Origin of the sequence: Acinetobacter colistiniresistens, from assembly GCF_000413935.1 — a bacterium.
In the GTDB taxonomy this organism is placed as follows: Bacteria; Pseudomonadota; Gammaproteobacteria; order Pseudomonadales; family Moraxellaceae; genus Acinetobacter; species Acinetobacter colistiniresistens.
Window position 1 is genome coordinate 219,908 of the sequence record NZ_KE340378.1, and the last position, 18,180, is coordinate 238,087.

At 38.7% G+C, this 18,180-nt stretch carries 16 protein-coding genes and 1 pseudogene; 10 read left to right on the forward strand and 7 right to left on the reverse strand.

Annotation, left to right across the window (positions count from 1 at the left end):
• The first annotated feature begins 417 nt into the window (after positions 1 to 417).
• From F907_RS14335 to F907_RS14320, 4 genes are read left to right on the forward strand one after another with little or no spacing between them, the layout of a single operon-like run.
• Positions 418 to 1,845, forward strand: a complete 1,428-nt coding sequence (locus F907_RS14335) for a tyrosine-type recombinase/integrase (protein ID WP_016651444.1) — start codon at positions 418 to 420, stop codon at positions 1,843 to 1,845.
• Positions 1,842 to 3,779, forward strand: a complete 1,938-nt coding sequence (locus F907_RS14330) for a hypothetical protein (protein ID WP_016651445.1) — start codon at positions 1,842 to 1,844, stop codon at positions 3,777 to 3,779. Before F907_RS14335 ends, F907_RS14330 begins: the two co-directional genes overlap by 4 nt.
• A complete protein-coding gene (locus F907_RS14325) occupies positions 3,776 to 5,833 on the forward strand; it encodes a hypothetical protein (protein WP_016651446.1) in 2,058 nt (685 codons plus the stop codon). Before F907_RS14330 ends, F907_RS14325 begins: the two co-directional genes overlap by 4 nt.
• Before the next feature lie 3 nt (positions 5,834 to 5,836).
• Positions 5,837 to 6,205 (forward strand): hypothetical protein, encoded by a 369-nt coding sequence (locus F907_RS14320; RefSeq protein ID WP_016651447.1) that lies wholly within the window; start codon positions 5,837 to 5,839, stop codon positions 6,203 to 6,205.
• Positions 6,206 to 6,229: 24 nt separating this feature from the next.
• Here F907_RS14320 and F907_RS14315 read toward each other — a convergent pair whose 3' ends face one another.
• Entirely contained in the window at positions 6,230 to 6,757 is a 528-nt protein-coding gene (locus F907_RS14315; RefSeq protein ID WP_016651448.1) for a pilin, read from the reverse strand.
• 784 nt (positions 6,758 to 7,541) lie between these two features.
• Between F907_RS14315 and F907_RS14305 the strand changes: the two genes are divergently transcribed.
• The 4 genes and pseudogenes from F907_RS14305 (at position 7,542) to F907_RS14295 (ending at position 11,425) form a co-directional block, all read left to right on the forward strand.
• Positions 7,542 to 8,000, forward strand: a complete 459-nt coding sequence (locus F907_RS14305; RefSeq protein WP_016651450.1) for a pilin — start codon at positions 7,542 to 7,544, stop codon at positions 7,998 to 8,000.
• A 493-nt stretch (positions 8,001 to 8,493) separates the two neighbouring features.
• On the forward strand, positions 8,494 to 8,916 hold the full coding sequence (locus F907_RS14300) for a pilin (RefSeq protein WP_016651451.1): 423 nt from the start codon (positions 8,494 to 8,496) through the stop codon (positions 8,914 to 8,916).
• 43 nt (positions 8,917 to 8,959) lie between these two features.
• Positions 8,960 to 9,701 (forward strand): annotated as a pseudogene (tfpZ, locus tag F907_RS0117855) (TfpX/TfpZ family type IV pilin accessory protein).
• An 83-nt stretch (positions 9,702 to 9,784) separates the two neighbouring features.
• Entirely contained in the window at positions 9,785 to 11,425 is a 1,641-nt protein-coding gene (locus F907_RS14295; protein WP_016651453.1) for a PglL family O-oligosaccharyltransferase, read from the forward strand.
• Between the two features lie 60 nt (positions 11,426 to 11,485).
• Here F907_RS14295 and bfr read toward each other — a convergent pair whose 3' ends face one another.
• From bfr to gmk, 6 genes are all read right to left on the reverse strand, one after another.
• The gene (gene bfr, locus F907_RS14290) at positions 11,486 to 11,950 is read right to left on the reverse strand and encodes a heteropolymeric bacterioferritin subunit Bfr (RefSeq protein WP_005238394.1); all 465 of its coding nucleotides are present in this window, start codon (positions 11,948 to 11,950) and stop codon (positions 11,486 to 11,488) included.
• Between the two features lie 244 nt (positions 11,951 to 12,194).
• Positions 12,195 to 12,389, reverse strand: a complete 195-nt coding sequence (locus tag F907_RS14285; RefSeq protein WP_004657461.1) for a bacterioferritin-associated ferredoxin — start codon at positions 12,387 to 12,389, stop codon at positions 12,195 to 12,197.
• 179 nt (positions 12,390 to 12,568) lie between these two features.
• The gene (locus tag F907_RS14280) at positions 12,569 to 12,949 is read right to left on the reverse strand and encodes a RidA family protein (RefSeq protein WP_016651454.1); all 381 of its coding nucleotides are present in this window, start codon (positions 12,947 to 12,949) and stop codon (positions 12,569 to 12,571) included.
• 160 nt (positions 12,950 to 13,109) lie between these two features.
• Positions 13,110 to 15,233 carry a RelA/SpoT family protein gene (locus F907_RS14275; RefSeq protein ID WP_016651455.1) on the reverse strand — a complete coding sequence of 708 codons (2,124 nt, stop codon included), beginning with the start codon at positions 15,231 to 15,233 and terminating at the stop codon, positions 13,110 to 13,112.
• 328 nt (positions 15,234 to 15,561) lie between these two features.
• The gene (rpoZ, locus tag F907_RS14270) at positions 15,562 to 15,840 is read right to left on the reverse strand and encodes a DNA-directed RNA polymerase subunit omega (RefSeq protein ID WP_004657467.1); all 279 of its coding nucleotides are present in this window, start codon (positions 15,838 to 15,840) and stop codon (positions 15,562 to 15,564) included.
• 70 nt (positions 15,841 to 15,910) lie between these two features.
• Entirely contained in the window at positions 15,911 to 16,534 is a 624-nt protein-coding gene (gene gmk / locus F907_RS14265; RefSeq protein ID WP_005275870.1) for a guanylate kinase, read from the reverse strand.
• A gap of 103 nt (positions 16,535 to 16,637) precedes the next feature.
• Between gmk and ispH the strand changes: the two genes are divergently transcribed.
• Both ispH and F907_RS14255 read left to right on the forward strand, forming a co-directional pair.
• Positions 16,638 to 17,588, forward strand: a complete 951-nt coding sequence (gene ispH, locus F907_RS14260; protein ID WP_005238404.1) for a 4-hydroxy-3-methylbut-2-enyl diphosphate reductase — start codon at positions 16,638 to 16,640, stop codon at positions 17,586 to 17,588.
• Between the two features lie 140 nt (positions 17,589 to 17,728).
• Positions 17,729 to 18,175, forward strand: a complete 447-nt coding sequence (locus F907_RS14255; protein WP_016651456.1) for a pilus assembly FimT family protein — start codon at positions 17,729 to 17,731, stop codon at positions 18,173 to 18,175.
• Positions 18,176 to 18,180 lie beyond the last annotated feature (5 nt).

An 18,180-nucleotide genomic window follows, 5' to 3' on the forward strand; every position in this document is an offset into this window, starting at 1 on the left:
GAGATAATCATGAACTAACACGCAAGGGTAAACGATATGAAAGGAAAGCCATTCTTGGTTCGGCTACCGAATCCTGAAATTCGTGAGGCTTATCAACGATATTGTTCAGATCATTTAAGAAGTCTTGATGCACAGTCTTCAGTACTGATTATGAGAGAACTTAAAATCCAAGGCTATTTGAATGATTTGTCAAGTATAAATCAAAAAATGCTACAAAAGAGATAGATGCAGTGGACTAAATTTTAAAATTAATTATTTTCATTTGGCAAAAAGTATAAAAGCCCATGCGGGAACATGAGCTCTTATGAATGTCTTCATTGCTGATCAGACATTTGTATTTTGATGAATAGGGGCATTTTTGTCAATCCTATCTCAAGATCACTTTTTGCCTGTTTTTTAATAAACAGGAGGCTCAAAATGAGCACTAAACTTAAAAATGGTCAGTCACGTTACCAGTCTAAAGCCAAAGTTGTGACCATTAAAAAATTTCAGTTATCGACGTTGAGAAAGGCAACTGATCGTTTAAATGATGCAGCATTCGAAAAACATGGTGATGTGTATCTTGAATTCCCTGTAATTATTCAGGGAGATGGCAGCCCTTCTGAAGTTTTTAATCTGTATTTGCTGAAAAAACTTGAGCAAACAATACAGTATGATTTTAAAACATTTGCATCTATTGCGAATCAGTTGGTTGATTTTCAGCGTTTTTTAGAAGATGAGCAACTGGACTGTTTGAAGTTCCACAAACTAAAACAGTCAAATGCGATTTTTAAATATCGTGCTCGTTTGATTGAGCAAGCGAATGTGGGCTTAATTGAGGCAAGCTCTGCACGTGGTCGAATTAATGCAGTGGTGAACTTTTACCGATTTCTCGTTACAGAAGATTTGATCGATCACCAACGTTATGGACTTCCTTTCCAAGATGTTTACAAATACATTGCGGTGGATAATGAGTTTGGCGCACGTCGAAAAATGGCAATTAAGTCACATGATCTTGCAATTCATGTTCCTGCTAAAGCCCAAAACTCTGAAGCGATTGTCGATGGTGGTGAGTTAAGTCCACTGACCGTTGAAGAACAAACAATCATACTAAAAGCATTGCGGAAGTCATCACGTGAATATCAGTTGATGTTTTATCTTGCATTGTTTACAGGCGCCCGTTTACAAACGATTTGTACTTTACGAATCAAAAACTTAATTGGTTGTGAGCCTGATGGTCATGGCTTTATTCGTCTGCCAGTTGGGGCGGGTACAGGCATTGATACCAAATTTCAAAAACCAATGACGCTGCTAATCCCGAATTGGTTAGTACAAGACCTGAAAGTTTATATCAATAGTGAGCAAGCGCGTCTGCGTAGACAAAAGTCAAACTATGGCGACTCGGATGAAAACTATGTGTTTCTCACAAAGCTTGGTACACCTTTTTACACAAGCAAAGCCGAACAGCAAGAACTGACCGAGGAAATCAAAGCTTCTGACTCGTTTAGCTCAAAACTTAAACTTTATGAAGGTGAAGCAGTACGCAGCTATTTAAAGGTCGTGCTATTACCCGAAATTCGATTGATTGATCCACAATTTAAAAGTTTTAAATTCCACGACTTACGTGCCAGTTTTGGTATGAATTTGCTCGAAAGTCAGTTACAGCATTTGCCAGATGGGCATTCTGCTATGACCGCTGTTGAGTATGTGCAAGCTCGTATGGGACATCGTAACATCAGCACGACTTTACAGTATTTGAATTATAAATCACGATTGCAATGGCGCAGTAAAATTCAGCATGAGTATGAATCAAGCTTAATGAAATACGTGATGTCTTCTGTCAATTTAGCGGGAGAATTGTCATGAATTTTAGACGCTCTCCGATTTTTGTGCATATCTCAGATATCAACAAACAAATTAATGAGCATGAGCGACTTGTTCTCGTCTGCAAAGATAAGACAGCTTCTTTTGCTTTTAAGACATTTGACATTGGAACTCTGTTTTATCGTAAAAGAGTATCTAGCGAGGTTTTGTCAGAACAACAGTTATCTGCATCTTTTGATGAAAAAAGACGTTATTTTTTGCAGTGTTTAACGGACTATTTGTTGCAAATGAGCGGATCAGATTTGTCAAAAGGCCTCTTTTACTACACTAGTAAAATGTTTCTAGATTATGTGGATTTGCAAAAGAAAAATTTTGATTTATCAAATCAAGACACTGTGATTGATGCGTATCGTCGTTACAGCAAATATTTAGTTGATCGCACTTTGCTTGCAGATACTGATGAAGAAAACCTGGCTGCACATACAGCAAAGCAATATCAGCGTAATGCAGCGAAGTTAATCGCATATGTATTTGACTGTCATGAAATTGATATTGTTAGTCAAGCGATGCAAGTACAGTCTCAGCGTTATGATGTGCCTGTTTTACCGATCGCAGAACAAGATCATCAAAAAACTTATGCAACTTTGTTAAATGTCTTTCTTGAAATTTATCGTATTGTTGTACAAGAAAATGAATTTCCTGCGCATTTTCAATCCGTGGATGAGGAAAACTTCTATTTTTACTCGAACTTTCATCATCAAACTGAGAAACAACATATTCAGTTTGATGTACAGAGTTATTTAGCCAAATATCCAGTTATTCCAGCCCTTCCCAAAATGCTGGCTGATTTTGAGTTAGAAGAAGATAGTGAGCATCGAAAACGTGTACGTGAAAATCGTAATCAAGCGATCCGTAAACTTGAAGAACGCAACAAAGATAAGCGGCATTTAGAGCGTGAAAGACTTGCATCCTATGGCCTGACCATCGGCATGCTGTTATTTATTGCTCAAACAGGGGCTAATTTAGATACAGCTCAACAGTTACAACTTGATACGATGGAAATCCTACCGAGTACACAAGGCCGACGCTTTTCAGGAACGAAAAATCGTGCAGGAGGCAAGACAGTACGGCCAGAGTTTGGAGTTAAATTTGAGCCGATTTTTAGAAAAATTTTAGAACTTCGCACTTGGTATATTCAAGATGAGCCATGTGATTTTGTCTTTCCATTGCGCAACGAAATTCAGCAATTGGGACCTGTAAGCAACGGCAGATTACAATTAATAAAAAAATTTTTACAGCGTATTTTTCCGAAAATGGCCTGGATCAAACCACAGCAGTGGCGCAAGCATGTTAGCAGTCAATATGTTGAATTGAGCGATGGCGATTTATTGCTTGAAGTCGAAAAAATGGGACACTCACTCGATACTGCGAAGAAAAACTACAGTCGAACTTCATTTAAAGATGCAAGCCAGCAAATTTCTCAATTCTTTTATGAGTTGCGGGACGTTGCAGTTTCACAAACTCGAACTGTCGAACGTATTGCTGTGCAAATGTTAGATGAAACTGTTGATGTTCAGACCTTACCTGTTGGTGCATGTGTGACAGCAACGCCACAGCCTGAAAAAGCAATGGGTTTTACTGTACAAGCCCCAACTCCAAACTGTCAGCAATTTGAGCACTGTTTATTTTGCCAGCATTATGCAGTCCATGCCGATGATGAAGATGTGCGCAAACTTTTATCACTGAAAAGTTTGCTTGGCTACGTTAAGCAAAAAGCTACGGATTTGATTAAATGGGAGTCACAATTCGGTGTGGTTTTACATCGAATTGACGAAGTACTTAACGATTTATCAGATACTTATGAAAATTTACGTGATCGTATTTTTTCAATTCAAGAAGAAGTAGAAAGCGGTGATTTACATGCGTATTGGCTGAATCATTTTGAATTGCTAATTGATTTGGGGTGGATATCATGAGTTCATTTAATTCATATCTATATTCATTGGGTATTGCTGAGCAGTTTTTACCTGATGAATATCAGTTACAAAATCATCAGCTGACTGTTCCAAGTACTTTTGTATTATCGCGAATGAAAAACGGTACAACATTATCGGTTTATGCCGATAATGTTTGGGATCTTTCTCCATATTTACCAAAGTGTCATTGTCGCCTGAATTTTGATAGTTGGCTTGAAAATGTCCGAGAAAATGATTTTCTTTACTGCCAAATTCGGGCAGAAATGAAAAAAATCAGTTTTGCTTTGCTTTATATAAAATCTGGCAAGTCAATTATTAAAAGTATTGAGCAGCGGCATACGGTTTTGCGCCAGTTTGCTGCTATTGCCTACCGCAATGGCTGCACATTGCAGCAATTGTTTAGCAATGTTGCTTATATGTCAAAAGTTCGAGATGCTTATGCTGGTGTGAGCTATCAAAAAGCAATCCATATCAAAGCATTTTTAGTTGATTGTTTTGCCTTACAACAGCAATACCCATTGCTCATTCCTGCGTTTAGTACATATAAGCCAATAGAGCATTTAGCAAGACTCGCTGCACAAATACGCTTGCAGTCAGGCAAAGTAGGTCCGCAAACTAAGTTGATCCCCTCACGTATTTATATAAATCTAATCAATAGTTTAGCGGAGAAGCTCAATGAGTTTAATCAGTATGCGCCTGCTTTACATCAGTGGTTTCAGCGCATTCAACAAGAGCCATCTTTTGCGCGTATGCCCCGCGAGTTTAAAGTTTATAAAAATGCAGTGAGTTTTGCCGATGCTCGTGATTTATTTGGTTTAACGGCACTGTTTGAAAATAATCAGATTAGCAAACATGCGAATTTGACTCGCTACATGACGTTGATACAAGGAATGGCCAAACTTTGGATTCATCTATTCACAGGTATGCGTGATAATGAAGTGAATCAGCTGTCTTCTGATTGCTATCAAACTATTCAAAGTAATGAGCATCTTGTGCATGTCATTATGGGCTATACATCAAAGTTACACGGGGGTGGCAACAAGTCTACTTATTGGATTACGTTTGAAGATATTCAAATAGGCGTACACGCAGCACAAAGTATTGGTGAAATCTATGCGTTATTTAATCCGCACTACGATTTTTCTAACCCTCGTGAATATCCCTTATTTCCAACACGATATTCACAAAAACATCGGCATAAAAATAATCGAAATATTGAAAGTGAAACGGATTTTATTTCTAATTTTTCAGGTGCTCCGACTAGAACACAGTCCAATTTTAACGAGTACTTGAACCATATTTCGGCATTACTTGGTGATGAGTTGCGCATCTGTGAAAGTGACTTGGCTGAACTGGAAGCCTTTGATGGTTTTCGCAATTGGCGTGAAGAAAAGGACTGTCAACTGGGTGAATACTGGAATATCTGTACGCATCAATTTAGGCGCTCATTAGCTGTGTATGGTGCACGTTCAGGGATTATTGGATTAGGAGCTTTATCCGTTCAATATAAGCATTTAACCGAAGCAATGACTTTATTTTATCGAGATAATGCTGTATTCGCGCCGAATATTCTAGCCAGTGATAGCCAAAAGGAATTTATTCAAGAGCTGGAATATCAACGTCTCGTTCATTCTTATACACAATTTGAAGATGGTGTAATTAATAGTGCTAGTCGTTTACTCGGTGGTGCAGGAACCTATTTGCAGCTGCAAAAAGACCGCGAGCAATTACTCACAGTATTTCCGAATCGTGATGAAACCATCAAGCGCATGAAGAAAGGTGAAATTGCTTATAAACCGAGTTTGTTTGGAGCATGTACTAACCCTGACTCCTGCGAAAAAATTTCATTTACTGCAATTACGAGTTGTCTGGTTTGTGCTCATGCGGTGTTTGATAATGGCAGCGCAGAGAAGATGCAAAAAGCAGTACAACGATTACAACGAGCACGAGATACACAAGCACCAAGCAGTTTGCTGTACGGTCAAATGGAAAGCGAGATTATGACTTTAAACAAGACCATTCAAAAAATTCAAACGATCAATATGGAGGTTTAAAATATGAGCGCACTCAATGAATATTATGCTGCTTTGGAGCGATTAAAAGCCAATAAACCAACCGTCCTACCGAAAGGTTCTGCAATTAATAATGATACCATCGCACTTGAAGCAGGGCGTAAACGGGGGGCGATTAAGAAGAGCCGCCATGCTGCATTGATTGAAGCAATTGAGCAAGTCGCGAAGGAAGCAGGGCAAAATATTCTTTCCCCTATACAACAGGTTGAAAAAGCAAAAAATAAAACCAAAGCTGTAAAAAGTGCTTATGAGCAGTTTGAGGAAGATTATGAAAAACTGCTGGAAAAGTGTAATTCATTATTATTAGAAAATTTTGAGTTAAAACAAAAACGCATCAAATTTGATGCGTTTTAGAAATTTCATTAAAGAAATTTGTAATTAAAGAGTTGCACCAGCTTCACAAGATTTTGGTGCTACAGCTGAATCTAAGCTTGTTTTACAAGTCCAAGTACCATTTGCAGCAGTATATAAAAATTCAACTTTTTTACCTGATAATTTATCGTTGATGCCAGTACCATCTGTTGTGCTGTAGTATTCTGCTGTCAGTTTACAGTCAGTAGAACCATTTGCCGTAGAAGTGATTGATTTAACATATTTACCACTTAGTGTAAAACCGTTAGCTTTAGCTAAAGTACCTGCAGGAACTGGCACTGTCTGCTCAACGCCATTTGCATCGGTTACTTTTTTAGTAGTAGCATCTGCTGTACTACATGCTGTAGCCAAACCAGCAGTTCCAGCATTATCTACCAGTGGGGTTTTAAGCCCACCTAAAAGATTTAATGCTTCGGTGGCTTGAGAGCGAGCAGTATAATTTTGATATTGAGGAATCGCAATTGCAGCCAAAATACCAATAATAGCGACCACAATCATCAGCTCGATCAATGTAAAACCTTTCTGTGCGTTCATAACATTCTCCACAAATATTTTGTTAATTTATTTATAAGCTTTTTAAGCTAATTTATAGGTTGCACAAAGTGTGCCAAAGCATATTATCCAATTATTATGTATGAAATCAATACATTGTTTAATGGATTAAAAATGTAAAAAAGCGGAAAGTAAATTTGTGCAACTAACTGACAAAAAATGTCAGTTTTGTTGGTTTTGTGAGATGTCGTGTCGTAAATGGTTTGTCGCTGTAAGCGCAAAATTATTAACAGCTAAGCGAGTAGATAACTATATTAGTTTAGTCGTGATTGCTTGTGTGAGGATGAAAGCAATCTTAAATTGAAAGTGCTGTTCTATGCGGAATGTTTCATATATGGGGGGGAGTAATAGGGTGAAACGGCTAAAAGACTATAAAGTAACTGAACAAATACCTCGTCTAGCTGTAAAAGTTTTTCCCATGCAATTTGGTGATGACGAAGTAACTAGACGTATTGTTCTGCATCATGCAAGACGTCTAATTCTTCAGCATAAAGAAGAAATACAGAAGTTGGCTTATAAATGAGTCTGGATTTTTTTATTCCGTTTTTAGCTTATCAAAATTTTAAAATATCTCCCGACCAGTCTGCTTTTATAACATTAATCCTATCGCACTCAACAAAAGCCATTTTCTGATATGGACAAAAATCAAAATTTTGTCTATCAAAATGCATGTCCATATGGACAAGATTAATTAATAAGTAAAATAATATAATTCAATGGTTTGATGCATGTCAATATAAAGTAACTTATGGAATGTATCTAATTGATGATCGTTGTAGCGATCATTGGTATTTTGGCTGCAATTGCGATTCCGCAATATCAAACTTATATTGCTAAATCGCAAGTGTCTCGTGCTGTAGGTGAAGCTGGTGCTTTAAAAACTGTTGTGGAAGACTGTCTTAACAATGGTAAAACTACTGTGGGCTCTGCAACTGGCAACTGTATAATTGGTGCAACTGGTTCTAATATTTTAACTGGTAATGCACAAAGCGGAGAAACTTTAGCTACAGGAACAGGAGTTCCCCAAGTAACTCTGAATACAACTGGCGCAGCCACTATTGTTGGTACTTTTGGTAATTCTGCATCTACAGCTTTAAAATCTGGAACAGCAGCTAAAGTAACTTGGACTCGAACTGTTGATGGAACTTGGAGTTGTGGAAGTACAGCAGTAGAAAAATATAATAATGCTTCTTGTCCTACAACAGCAGCAGCAGCAGGGCCTTAATAGATATTAGTATAAAAAAGAGAGCTTTATAGCTCTCTTTTTTATGTTGTCTAATTATTTATTAGACAACTATATTAATCTATTTAGATAGATTAGCTTCTTTTTTATAAGAATTAATTATATTGGATCAAAATTACGTAATTTTCTGTATGTTATTTTCTCTTAATTTAGATGCTGGATTTTAAAATTTTATTATTTAACATATAATTTCTAGTTATTTTAAATATTTTTCTAAAGATAGTCGTTAAGAGTTATTTAAATTTTTATTTTGTAATAGAGCTGCTTTTGATCTTTAATTAATAATAAAAAAGTAATTTTTTAATATCTAAATAACTTAGAAAAATCTATACAATAGTGTGAATTTTTTGACAAAAAATGTTACTTTAAGACTTTTAAATTTTATATTTAAATATAAGTTTTTGTTTTTTATTTATATTTTTAGTGGCTTGATATTTGCTTTATTTTTTTAAGTAGATGAATAAAAGGGTTTTATATGCCAAAAGGATTTACATTAATTGAATTAATGATTGTGGTGGCAATTATTGGGGTACTGGCAGCTATTGCATTACCGATGTATCAAAATCATGTAGCTAAGTCACAAATTACTTCTGCAATTGCTGAGTTGAATGGTGCAAGAACACAGTATGAACTGGTGATGAATGATGGTGCTACAAGTGGAGCATTTACAGTAGAGAATATGGGTTTTTCAGCGTCTGATTCTCAATTTTGTCATTATGTGGTTCATGCCCCTAATGCTGGCGGTATTTCACAACCTGCCTTAGAATGTCAAATGCATAATGTTGCCGCGGTGCTTTTAGGTAAATCAATATTTTTAGATCGTCAGATCAATGGCTCTTGGAGATGTAGCGCATCAGCAGGAATTCCTAATCGGTTAAAACCTGTGGATTGTATTTAATTCATCTGAATTTATAAGGACTCCCATTACTTTAAGGATATCCATGTCAAAACGCATAAAATTTTTTATTAGCCATTTAGCCATTTAGCCATTTCGGTTTTTATTGCTTTCTTTGTTGTTGGGGTGATTTTTTTTCTATGGTATCCAGCGCCATTGGCAAAGTCGGTAGGGGTGACCCATATCTTTTTAATGATGCTTGTGATTGATGTGATTATTGGTCCAGCATTAGGCTTACTTTTTTATAAAGATGGGAAAAAACCCTCAAAATGGATTTGACGGTAATTATTTTACTTCAGGTCGCAGCATTGTCTTACGGGGTATATAGTATTGAGCAAGGCCGTCCAGCATGGATTGTACAAAATGGGAATCGTTTTGAACTGGTAAGAAAGAATGAAATTGTCAAAGAGCATATCACTCAGGCTAAGCTAGAGTATCAAGCACCTTCTTGGTTAAAACCGCAGTTTGTTGCGATTAATGCAGTAAACTCGGTTGAAGAGCGGAATAAAAATCTGTTTGAAGCCGTAACTACAGGCATTTCAAATGCCATGCGTCCAGAACGTTATCAGTCTGTTGATATGAGTAGAGCACAATTACGAGAAAATGCACAAAATATTGAAATTTTAAAGCAATTTAATGAACCGCAAGAAGTTGAAAAAATTATAAATGCTTATCCTGATGCGGATGCATGGTTGCCATTAAGTTCGACTAGTGTTGACATGACGGTTCTCATTAATAAAGAAAAAGGCGAAGTGGTTAAAATTTCAGATCTGCGTCCTTGGAAGTAAATTGTAGTTTTTATCTTATATTTCGTTTGTGTATGAAGGCTTAGCGATATAATTCCGCTAAGCCTTTTTAATATGTACAAAGTATGCAATTTATATGCTTTTTTCTTGCCAGCGTTCTCATTAGTTTTGCTTGGCTCTCCCCATTTCATACTTATCCATGGGTAACGTTCTCAGGTGAATTAGCAGGTTTTGGTGCAGGCCTAGCGCTACTTGCGGTGTTCCTCAATAAAAAAATGCTTGTGCCTCGAGCACAACTGTTGATTGCGCCCATTATTCTGGTTCCTCTCATTCAGTGGGGTTTTGGACTAGTCTACGATTTTAGTACGGCGCTGTTAAGTTCGCTTTATATTTTCGCTTTTTGGTTAATGATCGTGCTGGGCTTTAACCTTTCATTACAGGTCGAGAAGCGCGATAGCTTAATGGAGGAAATATCCAAACTTCTGTTTGGTATTGCGATAATCTGTAGTGGAATTGCGATTGCACAATGGTGTGGTCTAGATGGCGTGATTAATGGTGTCATGCAGCTCAAAGGCGATCGGCCTTATGCTAATTTTGGTCAACCAAACCACTTAGCAACTTTTTTAATCATGGGGTTGATGGGGACTTTATATCTTTATGAAAAAAGAATAATGTCATCGTGCTGGCTGGCTCTTCCAAGCTTACTTATTGTATTTACCATTGCATTAAGCCAATCTAGAACTTCGTGGGTGGTATGTTTATTTATTCTGTTCTATTGGATGTATAAGCAATATAGACAACAACCACGCTTAAATTTACCTAAACTTTGGATATGGTGTCTTGGATTTTTTGCTATTGCTGTCTGGGGATTACCTTTTCTTCAAAGCTTGATTCAAACTGTATTCCATTCTGAATTGGTTCAAACCAGCAGTGTAGCTGAGCGTGCCAGCTCAGGTTACCTACGTTTAGATATCTGGGCACAGATGTTATTGGCGTTGAAAGAGCAACCTTGGTTTGGCTATGGATGGAACCAGACCAGTGTTGCACAAATGACGGTTTTTCATTTACATCCAAACCATGAATGGGTAACTAGTGCACATAATGTATTACTAGATATTTTGGTCTGGAATGGATTACCGCTTGGCCTGCTCATTATTGCGTATATGGTGTTGTGGTTCTTCTGGCTGGATAAAAATGCCAAAGATACAACCTCGATTATTGCGATTTTGATGGTCTCTGCGATTCTGATTCATGCCCTGTTGGAGTTCCCACAGCGTTATGCTTATTTCTTGCTTCCAATGGGCTTTCTTCTTGGTCTGATTCAAGCACAAACCCCAGAGTTAAAAGGGATTCATTTATATAAGAATGTGATTCGGTGTATTTGGCTGATTGCGATTGTGGTTATGTTGTTGATTTGGCGTGATTATAAGCTTTTTCAAGAGAATAGCCGTTTAATCTTTAAAAAGCAGCAACCGACAGTTGAAATATTGGGCAGCTCTAAAATTCTGTTATTGACTCAATTTCAGCAACGCATGGACTGGATTCGTTTAAAACCACAAACGATAATGGCTGAGGCTGATTTAGAGCAATTTGGAAAGCGGGTTAAGAATAAAGCAACACCGTATAACTTGAAGAAGTATGCGCAGTTACTTGCTTATAATCAAAAGTTTGAAGAAGCGGAACAGCAGCTATTTATTTTACAGCAGTTGTATGGGCAAAAGCTGAGTTTGCCTGAAGTTGTAGAAATGAATAAGCGAGCAATGTAAAAAATAAAGCCCTGATCAGGGCTTTATTTTTGGGTAAAACTCAAGCGTTGTTTGAGTTTCTTAAATTTGGCTTTGAATATAGTTTTCAATACCAACATTTTCAACCAAATCAAGTTGCGTATCTAACCAGTCCCAATATTCTTCTTCTTTCTCTAGAATTTCTTGGACTAAATCTCGGGTCACGTAGTCTTGTTCTGACTCGGCAAGCTCAACTGCTTGCTTGAGTGCGGCAATGTTCTCTTTCACCTTACGAATATCGCAGTTCAGGACTTCTTCAGTATGCTGACCAATATAGAGCTTACCTAAATGTTGTAAATTCGGCAGGCCTTCTAAAAATAAGATGCGTTCAATGACTTTGTCTGCGTGTTTCATCTGGCGAATTGATTCTTTGTACTCGGCAGAACCAAGTTGTTCAATGCCCCAGTCATTAAACATGCGAGAGTGTAAAAAATATTGGTTAATTGCTGTTAAATGGTGGTAAAGCACCTGATTCAGCTGATTGATAACTTCGCGATTGCCTTTCATTGCGTTTACTCCAAAACACCACGTGATGCCCTAGTTGCTAAGGCAATTTATATTATCTTAATCAACAAATAATGTTATGGCGAGTAATTTATAGAACGGCAAATGAAAATCACAATCAAAAACATCCTGATAGGGTTATGATTTTTATAAAAAAACCGCTTAGATGAGGACTATTTAAAGTTCTACAAGAAGCGGCGGAGTCGTAAAACACGAATTGAATTAGCGGAGTAATTTTAAAGATAAATCAGGCAGCTATAGAAATGCGTGCAGCGATTTCTGCAAGTTCGTCGCTGATAATGGCGCGGGCTTCAGGTGCACAACGACCACAACATGTGCCTAAATCGAGAAGCTCACGGATTTCGCGATAGCTTTCAGCGCCGTTTGCAACAGCGTCTTTGATATCCTGATCCGTAATTCCACGACATAAACAAACATACATGGGAGTAAGCCACAAATATAAATGCGATAGTTGATATTATTGATAATTATTATCGTTTGTCAATGAATTTCATTCTAACAATGAGTATATTATTATTGGGAATTTGAATAAAAAAATACCGCCTGATCGGCGATATTTTTGTTGGTTTATATCTTTTTGATAAATCTAAATTTAAAAAATTATGGGATGATTACGATTCCATCCATTTCGACTAATGCACCTTTTGGCAGACTTGCAACACCTAGGGCAGCACGAGCAGGGTAAGGCTGAGCAAAGTATTCGCCCATAATCTGATTGACTAATTGGAAGTGAGAGAGATCAGTCAGGAAAATGTTCAATTTGGCGATATCTGCTAGACTACTGCCAGCCGCAGTACAGACCGCTTTAAGATTGTCGAATACACGGCGGATTTGAGCTTCAATGCCTTCTACAAGTTCCATACTGTACGGATCTAAACCAATCTGACCAGAAAGGTAGAGTGTATTGCCAACTAGGATTGCTTGAGAATATGTTCCGATCGCAGCAGGGGCGTGTTCAGTATGAATAACTTGACGTGACATTAAGCTCTCCTATGTCGTTTTTTCTATCTTAACCCATGCGACTTTAACACAAAACCAGAGTGACGAAAGGGCAGAATACTGAATAGTCGCTCTTGGATGAACTTATCATCCAGCTTCTTGTGTTTATAGGATGTATTTGGCTTTACGGTGGCAAATATTTTTAAGCCGAAGGGACACTGGTTGCTTTTGTCACTTCAGGCTGAACAATCGGCATATTTAAGCGTTCAATACGCGGAAAACCAAAGTGCATACGGAGATCGCGAATAATTTGAGCAATTTGATTTCGGTTGCTGACCACAATATTGACATAAGTTTTCTGGTCTTGTGAATGAACCATTTCTACGCCCGTTTTGGCTTTACGACATTGATAGATGAGATCAGAAATTTGTTCATCATTCATGGCCATATGAATACAAAGATAAGCACTGAAGCGAACATCGTCGATTTCTTCAGATTGCCAGTGTAGCGGCATGATGTTTTCTGGATGCAGATGCTGTTCGTGTAATAAGTTACGGCAGCGTGAGCGATGAACAATTAAACCACGTCGAGATAGATGCCCTTGAATTGGATCACCTAATACCGGGTTACAGCAATGTGCATATTTGACATCGACACCTTCTGTGCCGACGATTAAACGATCAGAAGCATCTTGGTGCTGTGAATGATAGTCTTGTGCAAATAAATGGTTGGCAACCAGTTGCGGTAATAGATCACCCACTGCAATTTGTTCAAATAGCGTATCTTTACTGCTTAAATGTCGCCACTCAAGCACGTTAATCCAATCTGTTGGAGAAAGATCATTGATCGAACGTTGAAACAGCTTTAAGGCACGATTTAAGGCTTGCTGTCCAACCAAGCGTTGCTCATCAATATCTTGTTCTCTCAGAATATTTTGCAAGGCGCGACGGGCTTTTTGGGTATTGATAAAGCTGAGCCAGTCAGGATTTGGTGTTGCCAACACATCGGTAATAATTTCAACTACTTGCCCACTATGTAACGGGGTGGATAATGGGCGAATTTCACCATCCACTTTGGCACCTACGGCATGATTTCCCAGAAATAGGCTGGCTGAATAGGCAAAATCAACCACAGTGGCGCCTTGCGGTAATTCATGTAATTGCCCGTGTGGGGTATAGACCCAGATTTTTTCTTGGTGCAAATAATCGAGTAAATCACTAAAGGTGGTTTTCGCACAGCCGCTATCAATCAGGGTATTCAAGTTTTGCATAGAGGCTTGAATGGCTGAGCGACAGGCTTGCGGTGCATTTTCTCCGAGAACCACACCAAAACGCGCAGCTTTGCGCATCAGTTCAGTTTGAATAGTCAAAGAAAGTGTGGTTTTTTCGCCTTTGAGCTGGATCATTAACGACTGATTACCACCAGGTAAAGGGCGGCGAATATGATCTCTATATTGTAAAACCTGAAAATTATCTTTCAGTGCCTCAACCAGACGGTCGCAGTCCGCAATGCTTTGTAAGATAATTTCAAAAGCATGGCTGTGGCTCAGTTCATTTAAGTCAATTTCATTTTTAATAAAATGACGCAGCAATTCGATATTGTTATTTTTCTTTTTAATTCGACCTTTGAGGTCATAGGCTTTTAACAGTTCAGAGAGCTTTTGTTCCCAAACTGCTTGGTACTCACAACGTTTAGGCTTGGTTTCCAGTAATGCAGTTTGCACATCATTAAACATGTCTAAATCAAGATTTTGATAGCAGAGATGTTCAAGGTTATCCGCCATCTCGTTCATACCGACCAGACGCGCCATGGGTACAAAAATATCGAGGGTTTCTTGCGCAATACGGGCACGCTTATCTGGACGCAGGGCACCCAGAGTGGTCATGTTGTGATAGCGGTCTGCCAGTTTAATAATAATGACACGAGGATCTTGTAAAGTTGCTTGTAGAATTTTTCGGAATGATGCGGCTTTGTTGTATTCCTTGTCGCTGGAATGGCTGAGTTTGGTGACGCCATCGACCAGTTCTGCGACGACGACTCCATATTTCTGCCCAATTTCATCTTTGGTAAATTCAGTATCTTCAATCACATCATGTAAAAGGGCTGCCATCAAGGTATCGGCGTCAAGACGCATGTGCGCCAAAATGCAACTCACTGCAATTGGATGCAGTACATAGGGCTCACCACTTTTACGGGTAATACCGCTATGCGCTAAATCAGCAAAATCGCAGGCAGCAAGCACACGTTGAACGTCACTATCTTTGAGATAGGCTTCAATAATTGCTTTGAGCTGCTGCTTCGCTTGGCTGACTTCTTCGCCTGGCATATAACACCTTTATAACTTGAATTCAGTAATGATCTGTCTGTTGATACTTTAACGATGTATTACATGGATGATTTTGTGATTTAGTACCGTCTTCAGGTGCTAAATCATATTGGATCGCATTGAAAACGTACTTTCAGTGCCAGTATTCGTAAACATTACGCCTCTCTTCTAATGAAAAGCAAATTGCGAAACTTGTCAATTTGTTCATTATAAAAACTCGTAAATTTTTTCAATGACGGATATTGCTTTTATCAATATGCATCGAATTTTGCAAGAAAGAAAAAAGCCCAGAGTATTCACAATGGGCTTTTCGCACAACAAATTCGGTTTAGAAAGTAAAACCTTCTAAGTTTAATGAATTTGTAGACAGTACCATATCAAGGTTTGATGTCTGGTAGTCTTGATCGCGTTGTTTTAAAATTTCTTTGGTGACATGACCGACTGCAATTTCGCGTAATGCAACCACTGTTGGTTTGTCATTGTCCCATTCTACAGTAGGTTCCATGCCTTGACGTGCCAATTGACGTGCACGTTTACTCGCTACCAGTACCAACTCGAAGCGGTTATCTACATGGTCTAAACAATCTTCAACGGTTACACGTGCCATAAGTTGTCTCGTTTGAACATTACATTTGGAAAGACTGAGTAGTATAAAAGGCTTTTCTGCCAGACTCAAGTCATTCGCGATTAAGGGTAATCAAGTTTTCGATTAATTGTTGATGGCGCGTGCTTTGTTGCGAGGTCACTAAACGGTTTGCGCTAATAATGGCTTCCAAATCATGCACGGCTTTATTGAAATCATCATTGATAATGACATAGTCAAAACTGGCAAAATGACGCATATCTTCAACTGCACAGCTGAGACGATGCTCAATCACGTCGACCGAGTCTGTGCCGCGGTTCGAGAGGCGCTGTCTTAAATCATATTGTGTTGGTGGCAGAATAAAGATTTGTTTAGATTCAGGAAAGAGTCGACGAACTTGTTCTGCACCTTGCCAGTCAATTTCAAGCAGAACATCATGACCTTGTTGCAATTGCTCTTTAACTTTGGCCTGGGAGGTGCCATAGTAATTGCCGAATACTTCTGCGTATTCGATAAAGCCACCTTCATCGACTTGTGCTAAAAAGCTTTCTTTACTGGTAAAATGATAGTGAACACCATCGAGTTCACCAGGACGTTGACCGCGTGTAGTATGTGAGACAGAAACGTGCAGGTTGCTGACTCGATCGAGTAGGGCTTTGACTAAAGATGTTTTGCCTGTTCCTGAAGCTGCAGAAACGACAAACAAGAGACCCGACATGATATTTTTCCTGAATATGATAAAATATCTTGGCTATTGTAGTGTAGCGTGCCATTAAACGAAATAGTTTGGTGTAAAAATTCAGATGATGAGAGAGGATGTTATGGAAATCGTGTTGGCCAATCCACGAGGCTTTTGTGCTGGTGTTGACCGTGCTATAGCAATCGTCAATCGGGCGCTGGAGTGCTTTAATCCGCCGATTTATGTACGTCATGAAGTGGTACATAACAAATTTGTGGTTGATGATCTGCGTCAGCGCGGTGCTGTTTTTGTCGATGAACTGGATCAGGTGCCTGATGATTCGATTGTAATCTTTAGTGCGCATGGCGTATCCAAAGCTGTACAGCAAGAAGCCGATCGTCGGGGGTTAAAAGTCTTTGATGCAACTTGTCCTCTCGTCACCAAAGTACATATCGAAGTCACCAAATATGCGCGTGAAGGGACTGAAGCGATTTTGATCGGGCATGAAGGCCATCCAGAAGTTGAAGGCACCATGGGGCAATATGATAAGTCCCGAGGTGGTGAGATTTATCTGGTTGAAGATGAGCAAGATGTAGAAGCGCTCATGGTTAAACATCCTGAGAAAGTCGCATTTGTTACCCAGACTACACTTTCGATTGATGATACGGCCAAAGTGATTGATGCATTGCGTACTAAATTCCCTCTCATTCAAGGCCCGCGTAAAGATGATATCTGCTACGCCACTCAAAACCGTCAAGATGCGGTGCGTGATCTGGCCGAGCAGTGCGATGTGGTGTTGGTTGTCGGTTCACCAAACTCGTCAAACTCCAATCGTTTACGAGAATTGGCTGAACGTATGGGGAAATCTGCTTATCTGGTCGACAATGCGGATCAGCTTGAAAAAGACTGGTTTAAAGCTGACACTAAAATTGGTGTGACAGCAGGTGCTTCTGCGCCTGAAATTTTGATTAAACAGGTGATTCAGCGCTTGCAAGACTGGGGGGCAACTCCACCCAAAGAACTGCAAGGACGAGAAGAAAATATTACTTTTAGTCTACCAAAAGAGTTGCGTATCCAGGTGATACAAGCCTAATTTTATTAGAAAAATGTGAACTGGAAACGGATGGATGACACTCCATCCGTTTTTTTTTGGTGTTTATCTGCTTTGTATTGGTTCTGTAAAAATAAAATTTAATATAGAGTAGTGAATTTTAAAAATTAGGTGCTGGGGAAATGGGGAAAACTCGGGGATTCACCTTAATTGAGTTGCTCGTGACGATTGCAGTGCTGTCTGTGCTTGCAATGATGGCTGCACCTGTTTTATCTGCGCTTATATATAAAAGCCAATTAAATATGGATGCTCGTGATTTCACAGATAAATTAGTTGAGATACGTTCAAATGCTATTTTAAGCCAAAAAGAGCAAAGCTTATCTTTAGATGTTAATCAAGATGCTGCATGGAAACCTTCAAATAAAGTGGACTGGGATCGGGGACAACCCACGATAACGGCTCTTTCTTATAATGCTATGGGGCGTTTGAATTCTGCCAACAATTTATGCTTCATCCTAAAGAGTAAAAAAGATGAAACGATGAAAGCCGTGATCATTGCTCGAAGAAGCGGTTTAGTTATTTTTGATAAATCATTTACAGCTTGTCCTACAAATTTAGGGACGGAATAGGAGAT

What these genes read in the sequence shown, in the direction of transcription:
- F907_RS14335 (WP_016651444.1), top strand. Translation starts at nt 418, where the DNA reads ATGAGCACTAAACTTAAAAATGGTCAGTCACGTTACCAGTCTAAAGCC.
- F907_RS14330 (WP_016651445.1), top strand. Translation starts at nt 1,842, where the DNA reads ATGAATTTTAGACGCTCTCCGATTTTTGTGCATATCTCAGATATCAAC.
- F907_RS14325 (WP_016651446.1), top strand. Translation starts at nt 3,776, where the DNA reads ATGAGTTCATTTAATTCATATCTATATTCATTGGGTATTGCTGAGCAG.
- F907_RS14320 (WP_016651447.1), top strand. Translation starts at nt 5,837, where the DNA reads ATGAGCGCACTCAATGAATATTATGCTGCTTTGGAGCGATTAAAAGCC.
- F907_RS14315 (WP_016651448.1), bottom strand. Translation starts at nt 6,757, where the DNA reads ATGAACGCACAGAAAGGTTTTACATTGATCGAGCTGATGATTGTGGTC.
- F907_RS14305 (WP_016651450.1), top strand. Translation starts at nt 7,542, where the DNA reads ATGATCGTTGTAGCGATCATTGGTATTTTGGCTGCAATTGCGATTCCG.
- F907_RS14300 (WP_016651451.1), top strand. Translation starts at nt 8,494, where the DNA reads ATGCCAAAAGGATTTACATTAATTGAATTAATGATTGTGGTGGCAATT.
- F907_RS14295 (WP_016651453.1), top strand. Translation starts at nt 9,785, where the DNA reads ATGCAATTTATATGCTTTTTTCTTGCCAGCGTTCTCATTAGTTTTGCT.
- bfr (WP_005238394.1), bottom strand. Translation starts at nt 11,950, where the DNA reads ATGAAAGGCAATCGCGAAGTTATCAATCAGCTGAATCAGGTGCTTTAC.
- F907_RS14285 (WP_004657461.1), bottom strand. Translation starts at nt 12,389, where the DNA reads ATGTATGTTTGTTTATGTCGTGGAATTACGGATCAGGATATCAAAGAC.
- F907_RS14280 (WP_016651454.1), bottom strand. Translation starts at nt 12,949, where the DNA reads ATGTCACGTCAAGTTATTCATACTGAACACGCCCCTGCTGCGATCGGA.
- F907_RS14275 (WP_016651455.1), bottom strand. Translation starts at nt 15,233, where the DNA reads ATGCCAGGCGAAGAAGTCAGCCAAGCGAAGCAGCAGCTCAAAGCAATT.
- rpoZ (WP_004657467.1), bottom strand. Translation starts at nt 15,840, where the DNA reads ATGGCACGTGTAACCGTTGAAGATTGTTTAGACCATGTAGATAACCGC.
- gmk (WP_005275870.1), bottom strand. Translation starts at nt 16,534, where the DNA reads ATGTCGGGTCTCTTGTTTGTCGTTTCTGCAGCTTCAGGAACAGGCAAA.
- ispH (WP_005238404.1), top strand. Translation starts at nt 16,638, where the DNA reads ATGGAAATCGTGTTGGCCAATCCACGAGGCTTTTGTGCTGGTGTTGAC.
- F907_RS14255 (WP_016651456.1), top strand. Translation starts at nt 17,729, where the DNA reads ATGGGGAAAACTCGGGGATTCACCTTAATTGAGTTGCTCGTGACGATT.